Annotated in this window: 27 protein-coding genes and 1 tRNA gene; 10 read left to right on the top strand and 18 right to left on the bottom strand. The window is 41.7% G+C overall.

The window, feature by feature from the left end:
- Positions 1-188: 188 nt before the first annotated feature.
- The gene (locus MBUR_RS07460; RefSeq protein WP_011498312.1) at positions 189-1,130 is read right to left on the bottom strand and encodes an IS5-like element ISMbu1 family transposase; all 942 of its coding nucleotides are present in this window, start codon (positions 1,128-1,130) and stop codon (positions 189-191) included.
- Between the two features lie 513 nt (positions 1,131-1,643).
- On the opposite strand from MBUR_RS07460, the gene MBUR_RS07455 reads away from it, so the two are divergent.
- The 4 genes from MBUR_RS07455 (at position 1,644) to MBUR_RS14135 (ending at position 2,998) form a co-directional block, all read left to right on the top strand.
- Positions 1,644-1,835 carry a TRAM domain-containing protein gene (locus MBUR_RS07455; RefSeq protein WP_011499499.1) on the top strand — a complete coding sequence of 64 codons (192 nt, stop codon included), beginning with the start codon at positions 1,644-1,646 and terminating at the stop codon, positions 1,833-1,835.
- 340 nt (positions 1,836-2,175) lie between these two features.
- On the top strand, positions 2,176-2,379 hold the full coding sequence (locus tag MBUR_RS07450; RefSeq protein ID WP_048063309.1) for a hypothetical protein: 204 nt from the start codon (positions 2,176-2,178) through the stop codon (positions 2,377-2,379).
- 157 nt (positions 2,380-2,536) lie between these two features.
- Positions 2,537-2,701: a hypothetical protein gene (locus tag MBUR_RS14140; RefSeq protein WP_198003713.1), complete on the top strand. Its 165-nt coding sequence runs from the start codon at positions 2,537-2,539 to the stop codon at positions 2,699-2,701.
- Between the two features lie 135 nt (positions 2,702-2,836).
- On the top strand, positions 2,837-2,998 hold the full coding sequence (locus MBUR_RS14135) for a hypothetical protein (protein ID WP_198003712.1): 162 nt from the start codon (positions 2,837-2,839) through the stop codon (positions 2,996-2,998).
- A gap of 277 nt (positions 2,999-3,275) precedes the next feature.
- Here MBUR_RS14135 and modA read toward each other — a convergent pair whose 3' ends face one another.
- Positions 3,276-4,088 carry a molybdate ABC transporter substrate-binding protein gene (gene modA / locus MBUR_RS07445; RefSeq protein WP_011499498.1) on the bottom strand — a complete coding sequence of 271 codons (813 nt, stop codon included), beginning with the start codon at positions 4,086-4,088 and terminating at the stop codon, positions 3,276-3,278.
- A 548-nt stretch (positions 4,089-4,636) separates the two neighbouring features.
- Between modA and MBUR_RS07440 the strand changes: the two genes are divergently transcribed.
- Together MBUR_RS07440 and MBUR_RS07435 are read left to right on the top strand one after the other, a co-directional pair.
- Positions 4,637-4,843 (top strand): type II toxin-antitoxin system HicB family antitoxin, encoded by a 207-nt coding sequence (locus MBUR_RS07440; RefSeq protein WP_011499497.1) that lies wholly within the window; start codon positions 4,637-4,639, stop codon positions 4,841-4,843.
- A gap of 147 nt (positions 4,844-4,990) precedes the next feature.
- Positions 4,991-5,824 (top strand): DNA-3-methyladenine glycosylase I, encoded by an 834-nt coding sequence (locus tag MBUR_RS07435; RefSeq protein ID WP_157196677.1) that lies wholly within the window; start codon positions 4,991-4,993, stop codon positions 5,822-5,824.
- 15 nt (positions 5,825-5,839) lie between these two features.
- On the opposite strand, the gene MBUR_RS07430 is transcribed toward MBUR_RS07435, so the two are convergent.
- The 11 genes from MBUR_RS07430 to MBUR_RS07380 all read right to left on the bottom strand — a co-directional run bounded on the left by MBUR_RS07430 (position 5,840) and on the right by MBUR_RS07380 (position 13,806).
- A tRNA-Gly gene (locus MBUR_RS07430) sits at positions 5,840-5,910 on the bottom strand.
- 119 nt (positions 5,911-6,029) lie between these two features.
- On the bottom strand, positions 6,030-7,193 hold the full coding sequence (pscS, locus tag MBUR_RS07425; RefSeq protein ID WP_011499495.1) for an O-phospho-L-seryl-tRNA:Cys-tRNA synthase: 1,164 nt from the start codon (positions 7,191-7,193) through the stop codon (positions 6,030-6,032).
- Positions 7,194-7,272: 79 nt separating this feature from the next.
- Positions 7,273-7,548 (bottom strand): DNA-directed RNA polymerase subunit L, encoded by a 276-nt coding sequence (locus MBUR_RS07420; RefSeq protein WP_011499494.1) that lies wholly within the window; start codon positions 7,546-7,548, stop codon positions 7,273-7,275.
- Positions 7,549-7,572: 24 nt separating this feature from the next.
- Positions 7,573-8,286, bottom strand: coding sequence for an exosome complex RNA-binding protein Csl4 (locus MBUR_RS07415; protein ID WP_011499493.1), 714 nt, complete (start codon positions 8,284-8,286; stop codon positions 7,573-7,575).
- Positions 8,287-8,360: 74 nt separating this feature from the next.
- Positions 8,361-8,972 (bottom strand): METTL5 family protein, encoded by a 612-nt coding sequence (locus MBUR_RS07410; protein ID WP_011499492.1) that lies wholly within the window; start codon positions 8,970-8,972, stop codon positions 8,361-8,363.
- A 5-nt stretch (positions 8,973-8,977) separates the two neighbouring features.
- Entirely contained in the window at positions 8,978-9,973 is a 996-nt protein-coding gene (gene dph2 / locus MBUR_RS07405) for a diphthamide biosynthesis enzyme Dph2 (protein ID WP_011499491.1), read from the bottom strand.
- A complete protein-coding gene (gene hpt / locus MBUR_RS07400) occupies positions 9,960-10,532 on the bottom strand; it encodes a hypoxanthine/guanine phosphoribosyltransferase (protein WP_011499490.1) in 573 nt (190 codons plus the stop codon). The genes dph2 and hpt overlap by 14 nt, the downstream gene beginning before the upstream one ends.
- Before the next feature lie 63 nt (positions 10,533-10,595).
- On the bottom strand, positions 10,596-11,030 hold the full coding sequence (locus MBUR_RS07395) for a hypothetical protein (RefSeq protein ID WP_157196676.1): 435 nt from the start codon (positions 11,028-11,030) through the stop codon (positions 10,596-10,598).
- A 9-nt stretch (positions 11,031-11,039) separates the two neighbouring features.
- Complete coding sequence (locus MBUR_RS07390; protein ID WP_048063306.1) at positions 11,040-12,224, bottom strand: hypothetical protein; 1,185 nt, start codon at positions 12,222-12,224, stop codon at positions 11,040-11,042.
- Between the two features lie 14 nt (positions 12,225-12,238).
- Positions 12,239-13,363: an ATP-binding protein gene (locus tag MBUR_RS07385; RefSeq protein WP_198003711.1), complete on the bottom strand. Its 1,125-nt coding sequence runs from the start codon at positions 13,361-13,363 to the stop codon at positions 12,239-12,241.
- A 38-nt stretch (positions 13,364-13,401) separates the two neighbouring features.
- Entirely contained in the window at positions 13,402-13,806 is a 405-nt protein-coding gene (locus tag MBUR_RS07380; protein WP_011499488.1) for a hypothetical protein, read from the bottom strand.
- Positions 13,807-13,984: 178 nt separating this feature from the next.
- On the opposite strand from MBUR_RS07380, the gene larE reads away from it, so the two are divergent.
- Genes larE through MBUR_RS07360 form a run of 4 tightly spaced genes read left to right on the top strand, consistent with a single transcriptional unit; the run spans position 13,985 to position 16,947 of the window.
- Positions 13,985-14,806, top strand: a complete 822-nt coding sequence (larE, locus tag MBUR_RS07375) for an ATP-dependent sacrificial sulfur transferase LarE (protein WP_232221880.1) — start codon at positions 13,985-13,987, stop codon at positions 14,804-14,806.
- Between the two features lie 2 nt (positions 14,807-14,808).
- A complete protein-coding gene (locus MBUR_RS07370; protein ID WP_011499486.1) occupies positions 14,809-15,243 on the top strand; it encodes a GNAT family N-acetyltransferase in 435 nt (144 codons plus the stop codon).
- A gap of 3 nt (positions 15,244-15,246) precedes the next feature.
- Positions 15,247-15,804, top strand: a complete 558-nt coding sequence (locus MBUR_RS07365; RefSeq protein WP_011499485.1) for a DUF531 domain-containing protein — start codon at positions 15,247-15,249, stop codon at positions 15,802-15,804.
- Positions 15,805-15,807: 3 nt separating this feature from the next.
- Positions 15,808-16,947, top strand: coding sequence for a DUF362 domain-containing protein (locus MBUR_RS07360; protein WP_011499484.1), 1,140 nt, complete (start codon positions 15,808-15,810; stop codon positions 16,945-16,947).
- Between the two features lie 14 nt (positions 16,948-16,961).
- Here the strand turns inward: MBUR_RS07360 and MBUR_RS07355 are convergent, their stop codons facing one another.
- The 5 genes from MBUR_RS07355 to MBUR_RS07335 all read right to left on the bottom strand — a co-directional run bounded on the left by MBUR_RS07355 (position 16,962) and on the right by MBUR_RS07335 (position 21,965).
- Positions 16,962-18,443 carry a phenylalanine--tRNA ligase subunit alpha gene (locus MBUR_RS07355; RefSeq protein WP_011499483.1) on the bottom strand — a complete coding sequence of 494 codons (1,482 nt, stop codon included), beginning with the start codon at positions 18,441-18,443 and terminating at the stop codon, positions 16,962-16,964.
- A gap of 18 nt (positions 18,444-18,461) precedes the next feature.
- Entirely contained in the window at positions 18,462-19,760 is a 1,299-nt protein-coding gene (locus MBUR_RS07350) for a tryptophan--tRNA ligase (protein WP_011499482.1), read from the bottom strand.
- A 66-nt stretch (positions 19,761-19,826) separates the two neighbouring features.
- Complete coding sequence (locus MBUR_RS07345) at positions 19,827-21,038, bottom strand: radical SAM protein (protein WP_011499481.1); 1,212 nt, start codon at positions 21,036-21,038, stop codon at positions 19,827-19,829.
- 23 nt (positions 21,039-21,061) lie between these two features.
- Positions 21,062-21,307 carry a hypothetical protein gene (locus MBUR_RS07340; protein ID WP_011499480.1) on the bottom strand — a complete coding sequence of 82 codons (246 nt, stop codon included), beginning with the start codon at positions 21,305-21,307 and terminating at the stop codon, positions 21,062-21,064.
- A 49-nt stretch (positions 21,308-21,356) separates the two neighbouring features.
- Complete coding sequence (locus MBUR_RS07335; RefSeq protein WP_011499479.1) at positions 21,357-21,965, bottom strand: translation initiation factor IF-2 subunit beta; 609 nt, start codon at positions 21,963-21,965, stop codon at positions 21,357-21,359.
- Positions 21,966-21,984: the final 19 nt, after the last annotated feature.

Below are 21,984 nucleotides of genomic sequence, written 5' to 3'. Positions count from 1 at the left end.
GGATGGTAGAATTTATAGAATTTATAGAATATGAGATAAAAGGGATAATTCTGGAGAATTGCGATTAACTGCTGATTTTTTTCAAAGCAAATATTTCCAGCTAAAATTTTGAGCTTTTCTCTCTATTTCCAGCAGTTTGCTAGTATCTATTTATATACTTTCCAACTTTTTTGAATAGCTACCGCTATTCATCCTAATGATTTTCTTCTTATTGTCCTCAATTGATAGAGATTATAGCTGAATGCTGTAATCGCCATTTTGACATTTACTCTTGCCAACGTTGTTACTCTTACAAATCCTGACGTAAACACATTTTTGATAACAGCATAAGGTCTTTCTCCCTTTGCTCTTTTCCTGCTTATTCTTTTGTTTCTCATCTTATCCCTAATACCAATAGGGTGCCCTCGTACTCCCCTTTGCATAGTTGCATCATATCCTTTTGAAATTGCACCAAAGTAACCTCTATCTCTGTAAACAACTTCGCCTTCTTCAGAAAGATCCACCTGACTATCATGAACTGAGGCAGTAGTTGTCCTATATCTCCTTATCAGATCATATTCGGTATCTTCAATGGTATGTAGTTTATATCCAAAATGTGACTTAGATGCCTTTTTTGTCCATGTACCGTCCTTACATCTTCTGGTCTTTGCTTCATTTCCACGAGGAGTATCAAGATTTGCATGTCCTGGATCAGCATGTATAAATGTTGCATCCTGAATCATACCTTGCTTGATCTTCAGACCTTTCTTATTAAGTTGTCTTTGCATTTCATTCCAGATTTCATCTTCTTTTCCTGCCTGGGAAATTCGTTCTCTAAATGCCCAAACAGTAGTATGATCTGGAATTTTTGCAGGAAAGCCCAAGAATTTCCTAAAGGAAATTCTATCAGTAGCTTGTCTTTCAAGTTCAGGGTCAGATAGGCCATGCCATTGTTGCAATACTAACATTTTGAGCATGACGATTTCATCAACGTTTGGTCTGCCACCGAACTCTGTTTTATTGATATACATCTCTGCTATAATTGGACGAAATGGTTTCCAATCGATGAGAGATTCAATTTCAGAGAGCTTGTCACCGAGATTTTCAAGACGTTTGTACTCTTCTTTAAAAGCAAAGTTTGTTAAGGACATAATACAAAATTATTGTAATAGGTTATAAATATTGCTTCTGTTTGAGGGGTTTATCGGAATTCTCTCTGATATGTTGAATGAAGAAGATAGGGTTCTCTAAGGGTATATTGCATTACATGAAGCAGAATACCAAGGGTGATAAGTTGTTTACATTGAAGACACGTGTTAGAGAAAAGTTGGAAAAACGATCTACATAGATGGAGGTATGATCCAGATATGTTTAAGAAGAAAAAGAAAACAATTCCTCAAAACCAATTATTATTTCAAATTTTTAATTGTCGTGAAAATATTGGGATCATTAATTATTAGTGTGAAATATAAAAATTGATGTACAAACAGATTTATATGGGATACCTTCGTTATTAAGATTGCTTTTAGAGTTTAAAACTAATTTACTAAATTATAGGTCTAGATGGTATTTCCTTAATTGTATTTACTATTTTTTCGTATGTTTACTAGCTGGTTATTATCTTTTTAAGCAGTTTAAAGGAAGTGAAATATTTGTTCAACAACATGGAATCAACTGCTCCAGTAGAAGCTGGCGAATCATACGACGTAACAATTGAAGATACCGCAAGAGAAGGCGATGGAATCGCAAGAGTAAGCGGCTTTGTAATTTTTGTACCTAACACCTCTGTCGGTGACGAAGTGACAATCAAGGTCACCAAAGTAGCTCGAAAATTTGCATTTGGCGAAGTAGTTTAATTACTACTCTTAATAGTTAATTAAGCACGTGATTGGAAGACCACGTTTTGGTTTTCCATTCTTACTTTTTATTCTCTCAAAAATTAATAAATCATTTGAAAATAATTCAATTTTTTAGGTATTGTAACTATCACAATTTTTCTTTCCTAAATAATGATTATTAATTGCTTGTGAGAATTTGCTTTAATGTAATTTGATACAAACCACATTAAAGGTGGAGTACACCATATACAATAAACCTTTTTTTAAGGTTTATGGTAATTGGTAAAGATTTCTTTTTCATTTGTGAATAGGTGAATAAACGTTCATTCATTTTATTATATTTGTTGTGGGATCTATAATGTGCGATAAACCAAAATGTACTTTTTACGGTGAAACTAATGACATCAATGCTTTGATTGGTTGTGTTATTAGAATATTAGATAAGGCTGATATGGGTAAAGAGAAACTCGAATACATCAGGAAGATCAATCGTGATGGAAACATGTTCGATTCAGCTATCAAAATATCAAGTAATTATGTAGAATTTGTGAAAATTGAATAAATCTTCATGAATAAATTTTATAAAATGCTACCATATTATTAAACAATCAAAAAATTGGACTTGGTATTTTACTAATCTATTTCCAAAAGATGTTGAGGATTGGCAAGCTGAGATCTGGGAAGATATTCTCAAAGTTCATTATGGAACGATCTCTGAATTGGATATTGAAGAGAAGTATTCAGGATTGTATGCTATCTCAAAACTTACCGTTTCAAATGCTAATGTTTTGAGAAGGTTTAAGGGAATTAATATTGGTAAGGATTGGAAATACCAGATCAAGCCATTCAATTTTTATCTTGTAGGATTCCAGGCACTTGAATAAATCGGGACGGCAGTCAAGCATTTAGCTCCTTTTTTTAATAATCCTCTGAGTATTGTTTATGAACTGTTTATTGATTATGGAACTAGTGAGATTAAGAAAGGATCTCATTATTTCAAGCCATTAAGCAGGACAATAATGCAGTATGTGGACCATCTTGAATCTAAGTTCAATTGTGAGGTTGGAGTTCTTGAAAGAGAACATGTTCATGCTGATGGTGTGGTTTGCATTGGAAAAGAAGCTAACAATATTGATGAACAGGAATTGGTTGTTCAACAGTCTCAGGTATTTGTTGATTAGAAGTAAGTCTATGATTTAATCCTGAATCTCACTCCTGATGCAGCAAGAGAGATTGGAATTAAACATAGGAGTGCTTTGGATGATTTGAAGAAAAAAGCAAAAGGAGGGAATTTGAACTTTAAGTCAAAGAATGTTAAGGGGATAATGAAAGCACTACAATAGAACTATAGATCATTTTGAATAAACCTAAAAAAATTAATATATTTGAAGCTTTATCGTTATTTAGTGAAAAACGTTGTATTGCAGGAAATCCGGATAACCACAAAGAAGGGCCTTATTAGGCACCTTCTAAATCATGTTTTGGAATTGTAAAACCGTATTGTTCCAATATTGAGCTACCTTTTTCTCCCGTAACAAAATCGACGAATCTCTGAGACTCTTTCTGGTGTTGGGTTGATGTAACTACAGCTATGGGATAATTAATAGTTTCACTCATCGGTACAGAAGTTATCAATTCTATGGTATCTGGTTTTGCAGTCTTGACATCTGTCATGAAGACAAATCCGGCATCAACTTCTCCTCTCTCTACATGAACCATCGCATTTTTTACCGTGTCACCTATTATCATCTTATTTTGCACGCTATTCCATAGGCCTTTTTCAATAAGCGATTGCTTTGCATACTTACCCACTGTTGAAGCCTCTGTATCGGTGAACGCTATCCTTTTTACTTCAGGCTTTGAAAGGTCCTCCATTGTTGTTATGTTAAGAACATTACCTTTTGGAACTATTATCACAAGGTAGCTACCTGCAAAGTCTTTCCGGGAATCGTTGTAAACGAACCCAGCAGAAGTCAGAATATCCATTTGGACTCTATCTGCTGGAGCATACACATCTATAGGTCCCCCTCCTTCAATTTGCATCCTTAGAGAACCAGCATTTGCAAAGTTCATTATGACATCTATATCAGGATTTTCAGCTTCAAACTCTTCTTCCATATCTGTGAAAACTTCAGTTAACACCGCTGATGCAGATATGATGATGGAGGTCGGTGTCTGTTCTTCATCATTCGAATTAATTGAGAAAGCCGAAATAACTATGAGAATAATGATTGCTGTGACAACCATTAACGTTTGATTTCTTTTATTCATAAAAAGCACCTTCATTTTCATATACTTATAGCATCGGAATTGAAATTTTATTCATCAGACTACATACTTTATTTCTATAAATGGAATCAATAGCGTTATGTTCAACTGAACCGAACACTAATTGGTAACTGTTCAGTAGTATATAAAATGTTTGAATTGTATCTGTGTTTATATAATATTCAGTGGCTTTTTTAATGTAACTTATAGGAATAAATTTGAAAATTACTAAACAAACTAGAAAATGAGTAAAATGAGTAATATGTAAAATGTTCATACAGTTATTATTGTCAATCTAGCGTACAAAAAAATTGACTTACTTATATCTCCGACATGCTGTGCGTAGAATTGAATTTTAACTCCAAAATAACTCTAAATTTATAAAGAACTGACTATTTAGCCGTTTTAGATTAAAGCAAAAAGCCAATTTGAGTGGCTCTCAAAAGGTCTATCGGATTGAAATAGAAAATATCTAGGTTCTTGTTGGCAGGGTTCACAAAGAGATGCTGTTTGGATTAATTTTAATGTACCAGAAACAACGATGAGTAATTATGAAATACACAATAGCTCTTGAGGCAGCAGAAGAAGGTGGATTTACTGCACGTTGTCTGGAACTTCCGGCAGCTATCAGTGAGGGTGACACTAGAGAAGAAGCACTTGAGAACATCAAAGAAGCTATTGAACTGGTGCTTGAGGTTACTCAGGAGCAAGCCCGAATTCTCGGGGAAGTTGCAAAGGTGGATGTTTCAAGTGCCTGAATTACCGATAATTTCCGGGCAGAAAGTTATAAAAAGTGGTTTTCTTTAACATTGAGTGGGTTAACTCAATATTGTGGAAACCCTTACTAATCGCCACTAATTTTGTTAAATTAGTAATTAAGACTGTTATCTATAGTTTCCTATGGTATGGAAGATTTAGAATCAAAATCAGGATCTTATGAAGATTTAGGAGTAGAGTACATGATTTCGTATAAAGAAATTTTCTGTAAAGTTGAATCTACTTTAAAAAGCCAAAGCAAATTGTCAGATGAAGAATTTGATATTCGATTTGGAGAATATAAAAATTATGAAAATCGTGATCTATCAGATGATGAGTATTTTGATAAACTTACAAAAGTCGTGTTTTATTCAGGTTTTAAAGCAGAAACTGTAACAAAAAAACTGGATATCATTAAATATCATTTTCCCGATTTTGAGACTATATCTAATTATGATGAAGGGAGGATTAATGAGATATTTAATGATGAGAGCATGATAAAAAATAAAAAGAAAATTTTAGCATGCGTGAACAATTCAATCGTCTTTAAAGGCATAGTTGAAAAATATGGTTCATTCAGAAGCTATGTAGATTCATTCGAAATAGATAATTCCTTTGAAAATCTGATGCTGTTCAAGGAAGAAATTCAATACAGGTTTGCTTTTTTGGGCGAGATTACTTCATATCATTTTATGACCGATATTGGGCTCCCTGTTTTAAAACCTGACAGAGTGATTGCCAGAATTTTTAAAAGACTTAATCTAATTGAAGATGAAAAACAATTGTTAAAAACTGTAATTCATGGAAGGAAGTTTAGCCATGAAAATAGATTCCCGATAAGGTACGTAGATATAATTTTTGTGAAATATGGACAAATGGGGACAGATGATTATTTTGGTTTGGAAGATGGCATATGCTTAAAAAATAATCCGAAATGCCATATTTGTGGAATCAAAGAATATTGTAGCTATCCAATAGCTTAAAATCTCTTACTAAAATGCGGCTGCCGGGATTCGAACCCGGGTTCTAAGCTTGGGAAGCTCAGGTCATACCACTAAACCACAGTCGCACACTGTACTATCTTCCTTTATCCGTTTTGTATTATAGCTGTTTTGGTCTTCTGTAATTGATTTGAACAGCGTTGGCTCTCTTGGGTTCGATCAGAAAAAGAAAAGAAATGAAAGACCATCACTCGTACTTCTTAATGATCTCGTCGAAGGAATCTACTATGTAGGAGAGGTTCTCTCTGCCGACTTCGAAGGTGCTGAGCTTGAAGAACTTGGTAAGGCCGGCTTTGATGCCGTGTATGTTTCGGCTCTTGAGTTCTTTGTAGAGGAAGTACCTTCCCTTCTTGACCCTTGTGGAGATCTCGTAGAGGTTGGGGGCTTCGAAGAACATCAGGTCGTGGTTGTGGGGTTTTTGTCCCATCTGTATGAGTCCCATGGTTTCCAGCTTTTCGGAGAACCATCTGGCATCGGCCACTTCATTGCCCCAGTTCCGGGTGCGTTTCACAACCTCGGGGAACGAGGCTATCATGGTCATCAGGGTCGCACTGCGGGCAGTACAGCCGAGAAGTTCTATTTCCTTGTTCTTGTTGGTGGGGGACTTTCGGAATATAATATCGGAATAGTCGCCATTGTCATTGTTCACGCCAAGCACACCTATGGGGCCACAGCTCGCCATGGACTTGTGACCACTTCCTGCAATGAAATCCACGCCCAGCTCCTTTGCATCCACTGGCATCCTGCCAACGGAATACGCACAGTTCAGGAGCAGAGGGACATCGTACTCATGGCAGACGGAAGCTATTTTCTTAGCATCGGCAAGATTGCCGTAATTTCCATCAGGGTAGGTCAGCAGTGCAAGAGCAGGAGCTTTCCCGGTCTCGCTGATGGTCTCCTCTATGGCGGTGCCGTAGGCTTCAGGATCGATATGATAATCTGGTTTCTCCGAATGCGGGACCTTTCTGATCTCCAGGCGTGCGCGTTGAGCTGCCACAACAGAAGAATAATGGGCAAGGCCATCAAGGATGACCGTATCGCCTTCCTGGGCAATAGCATGCATCACAGCGAACTTCGATTCACGCGCACCGTGGGTTATCCGTACCTCATCCACTCCCAGGAACTCCGGAAGGGCCTCGTGGATGAATTTCTGCACAGGTGGCTTCTTGATGAGGTCCAGAACGCCTCCACAATTATCGCAGATGGAATATCCGTCTCCCCACTCGACCAGAGCACGTCTGGCATCCTCTGTCAGTATCCCTCCAGTCTGCAGAGGATCGATATTGATCATATTCTTTGTAGGGCGTTCAATGAATCCGAAACTCTTTAATGCAGCATCGTCAAGTGTCATATACTCACTTCTGTTTGGTCACTTCTCTTTTTCCAAAGTAGCAACTAATGGGTCAAAATAGTAATAAAGTGTGGAAATATCATTCCACAGCTTTATTGAAGACTGTAACGAATTCTTCACATTCTGTGATCAATTTAGCCACTGCAGCCTTAACAACATCTATAGGGTCAGCATTCTCTGTCTTAATGAAAAGAACGGGCTCACTGATCGTTACGTGTTTCATATCATAGGACGCGGTATGTACGCGCTCATCTTCAAGAAGGATGATCTTGAGCATGTTCAAGAGTGTATGACTCTCTCCAGCTATCTCCATTTTCATCTCATCATCAGATTTTTCTAAGATCTTAAGTTCCATATTGTAATCTCCTTATTGTTGAACTTAAATAATACCAGTGCCGTAATCGGAGGATATCTTACGTGACTCTGTACGTCCGCATTCAGGGCACTTCAATACCTGATCATCTTTCTTCAACGTACTTCCACAGTTGGCACATGTTGAGACCATTACTCCAAGTTCATTTCCGGAAGTGGTCATCCTCATATTCTCAAGGTTGATGACCTTCGCCTTAACAACATCAGCTACAGCGAATTCCTTTGACATTTCTTTAACGTATGATTCTTTCACATTGGACACGTGAATAGCAGCAATTCCGGGTTTGATGAACTGGCGGTCAACGACACCCTTGATACCTTCTATCTGCACAAGTGCCATAGAATCGCGAACATTAACAACCGTTCCTATCAATATGTCACCCTTTTTTATAGTTGGTGGCATGCTTGTAGTTGGTTTTACTGATATCATCCTGCGTTTATTGTTCACCATTACGAATCCGGTCGCAAGTGAATGAATGTCGCCTCTGACATTGTAAGTATTAGCCCCTGCTTCAAATTCCTCGGTAGTGCCGATAATGTCTCCAGGCATTACCAGGACCTTATCTCCATGTTGTTCCTCTTCCACGTGATCATCTTCCTTATCGGTCTTAGTTACCTCGGTTTTCCTCTTCTCTACCTTCTTTTCTGCCACATTTACCTTTTCACTGGCAGTGCTTAATACTTCCTCTTCGACCTCTGGCTTCTCGCCCAAGGAGTTCATGTTCCTTCTGGTCGTTTTCTTTCGGTTTCTTATTCTAATAGGAATCCCTCATCTAAATTTAAATACGCCAGCAATTAGTTTTTATCGGACTGGCAATTATCTGTAATGATCCTGTATATTTCAATCTCAATTCTTTCTACATCTTTTTTATGGAATTTAAATGTTCGTTTTATCGGAAATCCAGTATTGTACCATTCTGTAATAATCGCAGGTTGAATGAACTTTTTTACGAACGCCAGACTTCCACTATTGTGTATGGAATATGTCACATCCGCCACTCTCATTGCGGTTTTAAGGAACGGTCTGTCACTTCCCTTAACCTGTGCACCAAAAGGTGGATTCATGACCACAGTATCTGCATGTCCCCTTACCTGTCTGATATCCTTACACTCAAATTCCACATCCACACCGAAAATCTCTGCATTCTCTCGGGCGATATCCAGTGCGCCTGAGTCTGAATCGAACCCTACGACCTTCTCAGCTCCAAGCATTGCTGCACCTATGGCAAGCATTCCTGTACCGCACCCCAGATCATAGACCGTACCTTCAAGATCTCCCTTCATGAATGCAAAATGTAGCATCTCTGCCGCAAGCAAAGCCGGTGTTGGGTATTGTTCAAGAGTTATATCAGGATTCTCGAACCCCTTTACCTTTTCAAGAACTATTTCGAGCTTGCGTTGCTTCATGATCTTCAGTCTCCTCTTATCTCATCAAAGACCATGTCTTCCCACTCACGTTTTCCGAGAACGATCTCGAATTCCTGTGGGGTAAGCATTGGTGCGGAGAACCTTCCCACCTCATCTACAGCAAGCCGCGGACATGCAGTGCTCACAAAAGCATCCACTTTGAACTGTAGCATCTGGTCAGGCGTGATAAGATCAAGTATCAATATATAGGCGGTCTTCCCCTTCTCCTCGGCAAGTCCTTTAAGTTCCCTGGCAAGTTCCATTCTGTACTGCCCTGGTTTACTGGAAACAATGATCCCGAAAGACTCGGCATCCAATGACTTCGCAATTGCTGCACTACGCTGACGCATGATAAGGGAAGGATCGACCTCCCTCACATCCTTTGAGAAAGGATCTGCAATAAGTACCCTCTTTCCAGTGGCAAGCGAAACACCAAGTGGATGGAATCCTCCACTGCCAATATACAGGAACTCCTCACAGTCCAGGTCGTCAGCAACCGAGAAATTGCATCCAAGTACCTGTCCTGCATATGCTATCTTACTATCGCCTCTTCCTATGGCTACGACCTTACCGTTGTTCTCAAGTATCTCCCGAACCTCCGGTAATTTATGGACATGCTGTACAGTTGTCAGAAGTCCCACTTTCTTCCCCTGGAGTTCCTCTAAGGCCTTGACAACAACACCCTTGACATCCGCATCGGAGCGTGTCTCTATAAAAATGACCTTGTCGCTATACCTGTTATCATCAAGTTGTGCATGTCCGAAATGGAAAAGCAGGTCAACGTTCTCAAGTATGGGTATATCGAGGTCACAAGCACCATAACAGGGATTCGCAGAAATAATTATTTCCACTCCTGTAGCTTCACTTATCTCTGAAGCAATAGCAGGACTTCGCCTCTTAAAACCCTCTGGAAATTGCAGTCCGATCATCTCAGGTTGGACTTTCCTTATTACCTCAATTATATAGTCTATCTGAAAATTGAAAGGCTCACTGCTGCTCACCTGCCACCTCCAGAATAGAGACTCCGTCCATATCGACATCTATCTTCACAAGGGTATTGACATTATAGCCCATATCGCTCATCTTTGCAGCACCATCGCCTCTGCTGATCACTACGATGACATTACAGATGTTCGCACCCATGTTCTCAAGTGCCGGGAGAAGGGCTTTCAATGTACCGCCTGTACTGATAACATCGTCCACAACAAGGACAGTCTCTCCTTTGCTAATGCCATTGATGTAAAGCTCGCCTTTTGAATATCCTGTGCTCTGTGAAAGGATTACCTCGCCCTCAAGTCCGTACTGCCTCTTCCTGACAATGGACATGGGTTTTCCTGTCTTCATTGAAAGTACCGTTGCCAGTGGAATTCCCATTGCTTCGATAGAAACTATCCTATCGTAATCTTTTCCCGCAATATCTATCATATGGTCTGCGATCTCATCCAGCAGCTCCGGCTCAAGGGATGGGATTCCATCTGAGATCGGGTGTATGAAATATGGATATTCGCCTCTTATTACAATAGGTGCTTTACGGAGTGATTCCTGAAGAACTTCTAACATGTTATCCTGCCTTTTATGTTTAAAAAATAACTGCGCTTGCAGTCCGGTGGTAACGACCCGGCCTCATCGAAGATTGGAGGCAGAAGATGTAATATCTGTCAAATCGTCACGCTCTCCTTTTATAGCAGAATAAAGTGTTTCTTTACTTAAAAGTACTGGATGGTAATATTTACCACAGGCAACATCTGCCAGCTTTTCCGCAAGCTCACTTCCATTTCTACTGATATCTACAACAAGCATGTTTATCCTGTAATCAGTAACACCCTTGCATACCTGTAGCAGTTCCCTTTCTATGCTTCCGCCACGATTCAATGGGACGTTGACAGTACCATCTGTCACGAGTATCATAATAGGAACAGCCGAAGGTTCGCGCTTCAATTCCTGAAGGATGGTCTGAACTCCTGTCAGTATTCCTGAGGCCATTGGTGTGGTTCCCCCAAAAGGTACCTTTTCCAGATATCTCTTTGCAGACTCCACTGACGAAGTGAACGGTAGCACGAGTTCTGCCTATCTTCCGTTATATGTGACAAGAGATACTCTGTCTCTTCTCTGGTATGCATCTTTGAGAAGTGCGAGAACAACATCTGTGGTGATCTTGATCTTCTCTTTTTCATCCATCGAATCGGAAGTATCAAAAACGATATTTATAAGCGTGGATATTCTTCGTCGCCTTATCTTTTCCCTGATATCGCTCTTTTTAATGCGTATCTTCCCGTCCTTGGCGTGGTATGCTGCTGCACGCACAGTGGGCGCAATGGCGATATCTGTTATCTTATCTTCTGGCATCTTATATCTGACATATCGCCCTCTCTTACCCTTGGTGAGAACCTCCGCCCGTCTTCCCGATTTCAACCTTCCGGAAACGACCTTCTTCTTCTGCTTGTTCTTTGCAAAATCCGTAAGTATCTTGCTTACCGCTTTCTCATCTTCGAGGGGGTCATCTTTTTCAGGCTTTGCTTTTGTCTTTAGTTCTGTTTTTGGTATATTTTCAGAAACACCATCCTGTTCCCTTTCACATTCAGCAGTATCTTTTCCTGTCTCAAAAACCGGGGCAGATTCTTCGATTATCGGAGTGTTATATACTTTCTCTTCTGGTTCCTGTAATCCCAAATTATGCCTTTCCTCTGGAATTATCTGTGGAATCTCTTCCCTTGGTCTGGGGATATCCGCTACCACGGTCTGCTTGTTCTTTTTGATAAGTATGGGAGTTTCTTTCTTTATCCGTTTAGGACCGGATTCGATCTTTGGTTTATATTCCTTTGGAACAAGATGGACCTCTATCTCATCGATTGCCTCCTCTACAGGCCCATTGACCCCTTGCTTGGCAATTTTCTCAGGAACAGTTATCTTCATAATAGCATGGTCATCATTCCTGGAAAATTCCTGTTCTTCCTCTAAGACCGTTTCCATCTCTGACTCTTTCTTAAATGAATCGAAGAAATTCTTCGGATCAACTATCACATGGTCGTTATCAGCTATAATAAATATCTCTTTCACATCTTCCGGTTGTATCGACCATGTTCCCGATGTGAGCTTTTCATGAACTGCTTTGGTATCGGTTCCACTTATCTGAGATAGTTCTGTAAGGGGCAGGCGAATACCCATTACAGGTCTGCCTGGATTGAATACCCCGACATCATAGTTTCTGTCAAGGCTTTTTCTCAAACGAAATGCAGTAACTCCATCCTTCATTCGATATACCTGTCTTATACAGTTCCGTTAACTACAGCCCGAAGTTGTTCCGCACTGAACTCCTCTTCCTCGAATGGTTTCTTTCTCATTCTATGAGGCAGTACCATCTCTGCGGCCTCTATGATATCCTCGTTGGTGATCCTTTCTCTGCCTTCATAGGCTGCATTTGTGCGTGCAGTACGCTCTATCATAATATCGGCTCTATGACCATCAACATTGAAAGCGACACATATTTTCGCAATTGTTCGCAGATTATCTCTTGTTGCGGATATTCTGGCGATAGCCTGTTTTGCTTTGATTATCTTGGTACGCAACTTATCCTGTTCAGATTCAAAATCCCTTCTGAATCCTTGTGGGTCATCATTGAATTTGTTCCTTCTTTCAATGATCTCTACCCTTTGCTCAATATCGGTAATTCCCTCTACTTCGACCTGAAGGGCTATTCTGTCAAGAAGCTGTGGTCGAAGTTCTCCTTCCTCCGGGTTCATGCTACCTACGATAATGAAATTGGCAGGGTGGCTGACACTTATACCTTCTCTTTCCACCGTATTTACGTTCATTGCAGCAGCATCAAGCAATGCATCCACTACAAAATCATCCAGAAGGTTGATCTCATCCACATAAAGGATATTTCTATTTGCATTGGCAAGAATACCCGGTTCAAATGCCTGTGTACCTTCCTTTACAGCTTTCTCAATATCGAGACTTCCAACAACTCTGTCCTCAGTAGCTCCTACTGGAAGGTCTACAACTTTCATCGGTATTTTTTCTACCTTTATCTGGCCCTTTCTCTGTTTGTCCACACATTCCCAGCAGAAAGTGTTTGGGTCAAGCGGGTCACAGTTGTATTGGCATCCATCTATTACTTCAATATCCGGCAAGATCTCTGCTAATCCTCTCACTGCGGTTGATTTTGCCGTTCCTTTCTGACCTCGTACCAGAACTCCTCCGATGGATGGATTAATGGCATTCAGTATCAATGCCCGAAGCATCATTTCCTGTCCCACAATTCCCGAAATTGGGTACATTACCCTTTTAGTTTTAGTCGCAATTTTTTTGATATCATCAAAGGTCGTTCTCTTCCTTTCGATCGGTTTTGGCACTTCTTTTATGGTGCCTGCAATATTGGTAAAGCTCATGGTATCCCCTCTGTTAGATTATTTGTATGTCTTCCAGATCACATATATCTCAGGATCAATGCTGAAATGAGTGCTATGATCAGCAATATCATTGCAAGTATGAAAAGCAGGAATATTATGTTCATCCTTATCTTCTTACTCGGGTCCCTCACAGCATTCAGTTCTACCAGTGAGTAGAACATTGTTATCAGGAACATCATTGAAGAAAGCAACATCAACGATCCCGCAACAATAACGAATTCTGCGGTCCATGTGAGTGCTTTTGCATTGATAAGATCGATAAAGAAATTTTTTCCATGTCGTTCATACGCAGAGGTGATCCACAACATCGTGTAAGCGATCTCAGCAGCACCCATTATTGCAGAACATATTGCAGTTGCCATCAGTGTGGCCATTGCAGGTATGTCTGGTAATTTCAGGTCTATCTCCCATTCATTATCCACTTTTTCACCTTTCTCTCTTATTGTAATGCATCAATTTGTCCACTAACCAATATAACCATTATCATGATAATAAGATATTCCATCTATATTGATGCAAAAGGCTAATAATAAATTCTCGATTTTGACCAGTTTTTCATTATACAGTACTTATTTATCTGTTCGATACTTTGGATTTATCGTGGACTCCTCAATTGAATTGACACTTCCCAATAAAATTGGTATTATAAAAGCGGCTATAGCTAAGAAAGAAAAAGTGCTTGTTGCTTTTTCCGGAGGCGTGGATAGTTCGACCCTTGCTGCACTGGCGTTTGCTGCATTGGGAGACAATGCTCTTGCAGTGACCCTTTATTCACCTATGATACCACAAAGTGAACTTGAATATGCAAAAAGAACAGCAGAAGTTATTGGGATAAAACACATTGTTCTTGACCATGACATTCTTTCCGATGAGCGTATAAGAATTAACGATCCTCAGAGATGCTATTATTGCAAGAAGCAATTTGTCAAGAAACTAAAGGGTGTAGCTTCAGAGGAAGGGTTGAACGTAATCATGGAAGGGACAAATGCTTCCGAAATAACCGGTCGCCGACCCGGGCTGGAAGCCCTGAGGGAAGCTGGCTCCTCGATCTTCACTCCCTATGTCGATTTCGATGTAAGTAAAAGGGAAGTTCGCCAGATGGCATCCTATCTCGGACTTGATGTTGCTAATAGACCTTCAAATTCCTGCCTTCTTTCAAGACTTCCTTATGGCACCGAAGTGACCTCTGATCTCCTTGGAAAAATTGAAACTGCAGAAGATCTCATTCACTCCCTGGGAATCTCGTCTGTAAGGGTGAGGGTACACGATGATATTGCCCGTATCGAGGTACAGCCTGTGGATATTCCTATTATCATTCAAAATAGAATGCCGATACTTAGCTGCTTGAAAGAAATGGGCTATCCATATGTGACGCTTGATCTGGAAGGTTTCAGAAGTGGTAGTATGGATGAGGTCCTCTGAAAATGAATGAAAATGTCGGTGTGGCGATAAGGGATGCAGAAATATCTGAAGGTGGTTCCATCGAAGGTATTATGGGTACATATTTCCTTGATATTGATGATGTTCCCATAGAGGATTTCATAGTCGCTGAAGTGGAAGGTAAGATCGTTGGGGTGGCTGCAGTATCGGTAAAGGAATGTTGTGAAGTTCATTCCATTGCAGTCCATCCCACCTATCGTGGACTGGGGATCGGATCAAAAATGATCTCTAGGCTCATTGAAGATGTGTCTCATGAACGGCTTTATGTAAGGACTACATCTCCTCTCTTTTTCAGAAAAATGGGCTTTGTGGAACTTCCTATGTCGGAAAAAACGAGTTTATGGCAGGATTGTTGTGAATGTGGCCGATACGACAACTGTAAACAATATGTTCTATGTATGGTACTGAAAGAGGTTTAAATTGTGTTAACACTTGGTCTTATAAATACTTATGACAAAATAAAGGTGCTTGATGCTCATTATCGCGCGATTGCAAGAGCTGCACCTATCTGTTATGCTTACGGTCTGACACTCTGTCTTTTTGACTTTCCTTTTAAGATGACCCCTGAGGAACTTGTGGAATATATCATGGATAAGACAACCATTGGCGGGTCTGGTAAATATCTAAAGGCATTGCATGAGAATAACCGTCTGTTCATTTTCGATCTTCCAAAAAAAGGTTTCCAGTCCCAGTTCGGAACTGCTGTGGTAACCACCTCAATGCCTGAAGATAAGTTCACCGTCACACCAGAAGATATTGCTGGAGGTATGATGCGCAACCGTTCCTATCTTCTGCTCATTGGTCTTGGCAGAAAAGGTCTTCCGAAGAAATTGTACTCCCTTACAGATCATCACCTCGACATTACCTGTGATGGTATCTCCCTTGAGACGTGTACTGCCATGGGTATCATTCCAGCTTACATTATGGGTATAGTCAATACCAGAAAGAAGCTGGAGACTAAACAGAACAGGAGATATTGAAAAATGGGATCTGGACCTCGGGTATCGATTGTAAGGTGTACTGATTATTCAGACGCAAAGGACGCGGTCAGAGAGGCTATAAGCCTTATAGGTGGTCTGGAATCTATTATTTTTCCGGGTGCTAAGGTCCTTCTAAAACCAAATGTCCTTGCAGCTGTTCCTCCTGAAAAAGCTGTCACCACACATCCGTCCATTGTTGAGGCTATGTGTGAACTTGTTATTGAGGCCGGAGGTGTCCCTATTATTGGGGATGGTGCTGGTATAACTCATCCGGGTGTTACTGATGAAGCTCTTGATATATCCGGCATAAGGGAAGCTGCACAAAGGGCAGGTGCCGAGGTCTTGAACTTTGAGACTTCAGGTTATATTTCTGTGGATGTCGTGAATTCAGTACAGCTTTCACATATATATTATGCAAAACCGGTTCTGGAGGCAGATGTGGTCATCTCTCTTCCAAAGCTTAAGACTCATGAACTGACAAAGTATACCGGTGCTGTAAAAAATATGTTTGGTGGTCTTCCGTTAAAGTTTCGGAAACAGGCACATGTACTTGGGAAAATCGATCTGTTCGCGGATGCGCTTGTTGATGTTTATTCTGTGAAAGTACCTCATCTTGCTGTAATGGATGGGGTTGTCGGGATGGAGGGCAACGGCCCTGCACTTGGTCACCCTGTGAACTCTCATCTTGTGATGGCAAGTTTTGATCCTGTTTCTCTTGATATCGTGGCTTCAAAAGTGATTGGTCTGGATCCCATGACAGTTCCTACAAATACTGCTGCCCTTGCTCGGGGATTCGGTCATCCTGATCCTGAGGTAGTGGGTTTGCCACTTGATGAAGCGAGGGTCGAGTTTGCAATGCCAGGGGTTACACTTGTTGGGAGTGCTCCTCCTTTCCTCGTGAGCCGTTTTGGGAATCTGTTTACCATAAGGCCATTTATTAATACTTCTTCATGTACCCTTTGTGGTTCTTGTGTTCTGAATTGTTCTCCAAAAGCTATTGAACAGGAAGATGGGAAACTGCAAATAAATGATGAAAAGTGTATACTATGCTATTGCTGCCGCGAACTGTGCCCTTCAGGTGCAGTTGAAATGAAGAGTTCCCTTTTTGCAAAGGTATTGTTAAAAATAAGAAATAGGGATTAAGCGGGAATGTCTGCTTAATCCTTTAATTGACATACCTGACTTTTGCGTAACCAGTCAATGTCAGCCTGATAAAGTTCACGCAGGTCTTTAAGCCCCAGCTTTAACATTGCCACGCGGCTTACGCCAAGACCCCATGCCAGTACTGGCTGCTTGATGCCTAGGGGCTCGGTAACTTCTTTGCGGAACACTCCGGCTCCTCCAAGCTCTACCCAGCCAAGTCCTTCGATGTATACTTCAGGTTCTACACTTGGTTCGGTGTATGGGAAATAGCCCGGTCTGAATCTGACATCCTCGAATCCCATCCTGTGGTAGAATTCTTCAAGACATCCGAGAAGGTTTGCAAAGGACATATTCTCGTCCATGATAACGCCTTCGAGCTGTTCAAATTCCGGTGTGTGAGTAGGGTCGATGGTCTCGCGACGGTATGCTCTGTCGATACAGAATGCTTTTACAGGCGGGTTTGGATTGTCTGTAAGGTACTTGATGGTAACCGCAGTTGTGTGGGTTCTCAGAACATCTCGTTTTGCTATATCTTCGCTCCATTTACCGCCCCATCCGGTGGATTGCAGGTCTCCTCCATGCTCATGCATGTCGCGTATTCCTTCTTTATATTTTTCCGGGAGTTCTGACTTTGTGTCCAGATGGAACGTGTCCTGCATTTCACGGGCAGGATGGTCCTGTGGCTGGAACAGTGCATCGAAATTCCAGAATGAACTTTGCACGACATCGCCCTTTATCTCTGTAAATCCCATTTCCAGGAAGATCTGGCGCATCTGATCTATCAGACGCTGGTATGGGTGTATCTTTGCACCGTACACTGGTTTTGGCGGGGTCTGGATGTTGTAAGGTCTGAACTTCTTTCCTTTCCAGTCTCCGCTCTTCAATAATTGGGATGTTATCTGTGTGATCTCTTCCTCAATGGTGATGCCGGTTTTGACAAGCTGGCGACCCTCATCGGTGATGGACACTGTACGGTATTTGTCTTCGGTCTTTGATAATAGTTTTCGCTTGATGAGGTCGTTTATGGTGTTCTGGTCAGTGCCTATCTCTTCGAGGGTATGTTTCTCTTCCTTAAAGTTTGCAATGGCTTTTTCGTCTTCGCCAATATCGGAATTTCCGGTAGGGACTACCATTCCTTTCTCGATGTTCGCCCAATTTTTCCTGCGAAGCCATCCTGTTGCGATACCCACCATTTTTGGAGATAGCTTTTCTTTAAGTTCGTCCATGTACGTCGGCTCAGAGAGACAGTTCATTATCTGTCTTTCAGGCAGTCCTTCTTCAGCATAGGTACGACCTTCGGACGTGAGTGAATATATCTCGGTGACAACATCGGTCACTTCGGTTAGTCCGTTCTCTGAGAGAGAAAATGCGGATTGCATTGCAGTTTCCACTTTCATGGATGTTTTTTCTGCAAGCTCTTCCGGAGTCGTGGATGAGAGTTCATCCATTGCGATAAGCACATTCTTGTCATTATTTGTAAGGTTATAATCGGTCATAGGGATCATTTCCTTTCTTTATAATCCGTAATCGTCAAGTCTGTCTTTTGCAAGCTCACGTTTTTCCTGATGGTCTGTCAGGAATTCTTCCATGAGCTCTGATGCAAGGGCTTTGCATGTACCACACATACGCTTGCCACAGACACATTCATCGTATATCTCTGCCAGCTCGTTATCGTTTTCCACAAGGTGGAACATCAATAGTTCGTACACTGAACATTTATCCGCTTCACCACCGAGCTTTTTCTGCTCTTCCAGGCTTACCCTTCCGCCGGTCTTTGCACGTTTTACTTTCTTTGCAGCCAGCTTCGGGTCTTCTTTTAGTGAAATGAGGCTTTCTGGAACACTGCTGGACATTTTACCGCCCTGTAAGCCTGACATGAACCTATGGTAGGTGGAGGAAGGTGGCACAAAAGCATAACCTCCGTTCTCGATCTCGACCTCTCTTACCGTCTCAAGGAGCTTATTATAGTCATCTGCTCCGTAGATATCGATGTGTCCTTCGAAAAGCTTGGTGTCCCAGGGTAATCTTTCTGCTATTTCTGCAAGGGAACCTTCGGGTGCGGCTTTGCTGCGTACACTGAAGAACTTGTTCTTGTTCTTGTCTTCGCGTCCTTCTATCCTGAACATGTTCATTTTGTGTGCAAGTCCACGGGTGAGACGCATATGTGGGTCCTGGTCAGCTCCCACTGGAATAACCGTAGGTTTAGGTCCGCCGTACTCGGAAAGTTGCGGCTGGAGGATATCAGCACTTTGGGTGATCGCACTTACCATGTGTGCTACATTGGTCTCTCCGCTGAATCCATAGATGGCACTTAGTTCTGAGAAGTTCGCCTTTGCACTGAGTTCGAATGCAAGGTCCTTCACATTTTCGGATTCGGACTGGAAGTAAATATGTCCGTCTGGCTCGAATCCAAGGGCAATGAGGCTTACAATGTAATCTTCTATACCGATCTGGCGACACTTATCCCATGAAATGCCTCTTACTGAATATGCTTCTCTGTCAGCAATTCCTACAAAGGCATCTGCTCCCATCTTCTGATGCCAGATTATCTCTTCCATGACCATTTTATGTCCGAGATGTCCTCCTCCCGTTGGCATGAAACCGCTCATGACCGAGAAAGGCTCTTTGTTCTTCATTGCATCTTTGATCAGATCATAACTTCGGTGTCCGAAGATCATTTTTCTGCGCATGTATCGGTGGGGGTCGGAGAGTTCTGCGCAGATGTCCTCAAAGGGCATTATGCCGAATTCATCGAATAGTTTGGAATAATCATCGATGTTCACAGAACCCCATGGGTCAAGTTTCATATTCATGTGCTGCCTCTGTAATTTTTTGCCGCTTATAATATCAGTATTCTTGAATTTGAACGTATATACCGCTTACCTGATGAGCTTGAAATCATAAGGTTTGCTGGCTTCCTCAGGGATCCTTGAGACGAGTTTCAGATATTCCTTCTCCTGCATAAGACAGGAGTGTCTTTCTCCCTTGAAATCACTGACCTTGCGTATCTTGCTCCATATCGATCTCAGCGAGTCTGTCTGTATATTGCCAAAACTGAATGGGATGTATGGGCAAGGTTTTACAGAACCTTCCACGCACACGTGTAGCCAGCGTTGACCTGCCATGCAGCCAAGCATTTCTCCTTCGAAATAGGTATTCGCAAATATTCGGGGTCCGTCCTTGGAAGCATTGATCCTGTGATACATTTCCATTATGTGATCCCTGTCCTCGTCGGTGATGATGGGGTCTTCGGGGCTTTTAGGAACTGATTCCCATAGGGAGAACTCGTGTACTCCCAGTTCTGTTGCAAACTGGTACATCGATTCCAGTTTTTTCATGTTCTTCGGAGATGCATGGGTGCACATGGTAACAAGAAGTCCTGCATCCAATCCGTATTTTATTGCTCCGGTAGCTTTTTCAAAAGCACCTTTCAGTTTTCTTACGGAATCGTGCTCTTCCGGTACAGTGGAATATATGCTGACCAGGAGATTGTGAAGTCCTGTGTCCTTTAGTTTTTGTGCAACCTCGGGCGTCATTTCCGTGCCAGGGGTATATATATTGACTATTGCTTTGTCTTTGTCCACATATTCGATAAGTTCGAATATATCCTCGCGAAGGAGCGGGTCCCCTTCGGTGAAAGTGATGACTACTGCACCCATATCCAGGGCTTCGTCAATGGCCTTTTTGATGGTGGCAGTATCGAGGTCTCCTTCTCCTCCACTCATAATACAGTGTTCACAGTTGCAGTTGCAGTTCCTTGTAATCTCAAAAGAAACGGTCTCTGGTACGTATTTCCCAAGAGCTATCTGGGTCTCTGCGAACAACAGGCGTTTGAACACATTACTGGGGATCGGGGGCAGCCATGTGGAGGCAATGACCCTGTCCTTCTCTACAAGTGCCGGTTTTTCAGCTTCAAGGGTTGCGTTCATTTTTTTAAGGAAAGGGGAACAAATGCCGCGTAAATGTCCTTTTGCTTCAAGTTTTAAAAATCCGTTCTGATGTTTCAGATCGATGGTAAGTCCCGGGATGGAGAGCACTGTTATCTCTTCTTTATCCGGGGATGTATCCGTATTCTCATCCACATTTCCCATTTTGGAGTCCTCGTATTATCATCTTATAGGTTTGGTGCATCCTCTCCGAGAGTCTGCTCATCGGGCTGAATACGATGCGCTTCTTTATTTTCTATGGTCCTGTAAGCCTTTAGCTCCCCATTTCCGATAACGCCTTCGTATAAAAATTGAACCTTGAAAGTGGCAATTCCACTTTCAAGTCCTCCTGTAAGGAGAATTGCATCATTGTCGAGAGCTTCGTTACCAATAAGTTCATGGAACTCTGGTATTGAAGTCGAATCTCGAGACATCTAGACCCTCTCAAGGGAATAGTTCAATGATGATGTGGGATGAACGCGTTTAAACGCGTTCTGCAAATGCGAGGTTCCCACTGATCCTCTTGATCTTGATCTTCAGGACATCACCTTTTGTGGCGCCAGGTACGAATATGGTAAATTTAGCAAGTTTAGCAATACCATCGCCTTTTGAACCGACAGCATCTATTCTTACTTCATATTCCTCACCTTCTTCAACTGCGTCACGTGGTGTGGCAATTGTAGTTCGCCTCTTCTTGACAGGGCGATGTGCTCCACAAGCAGAACACTTTAAAATAATGACTCTGTCAGATTTGACAAGCTGGGTATCAGGGCGGTTACATTCGGAGCATATTACGTACTCTTCCACATATGCATCGATGTTCGACTTTATGTTCTCTTTCGGGAACTTTCCCTGGAATATGGCACGGCTGCCTTCGAGTTTGGCCGCAGTACCCATTTCTCTGGTAAGGTATTTCATAAGATGGTCTGGGTCCCTGTTCAGAACATCTGCGATGTTGGCAAAGTTCTCCAGCACGGTGGTTTTACCTTCTATGAAGATCCTGGGTTCTGGAATTACGAAACGGACGTCCGTAGTTTCCACATCAGGGAGATTTTCAATAGCCCTATTCAACATCGTTTCGTAATCATCCATTTTGATACCCTCTTGTTAT

The sequence above is a fragment of the Methanococcoides burtonii DSM 6242 genome (genome assembly GCF_000013725.1).
Taxonomy (GTDB): domain Archaea; phylum Halobacteriota; class Methanosarcinia; order Methanosarcinales; family Methanosarcinaceae; genus Methanococcoides; species Methanococcoides burtonii.
Note: the sequence above shows the minus strand (reverse complement) of the source record. Positions and strands in the feature narration are given on the sequence as shown.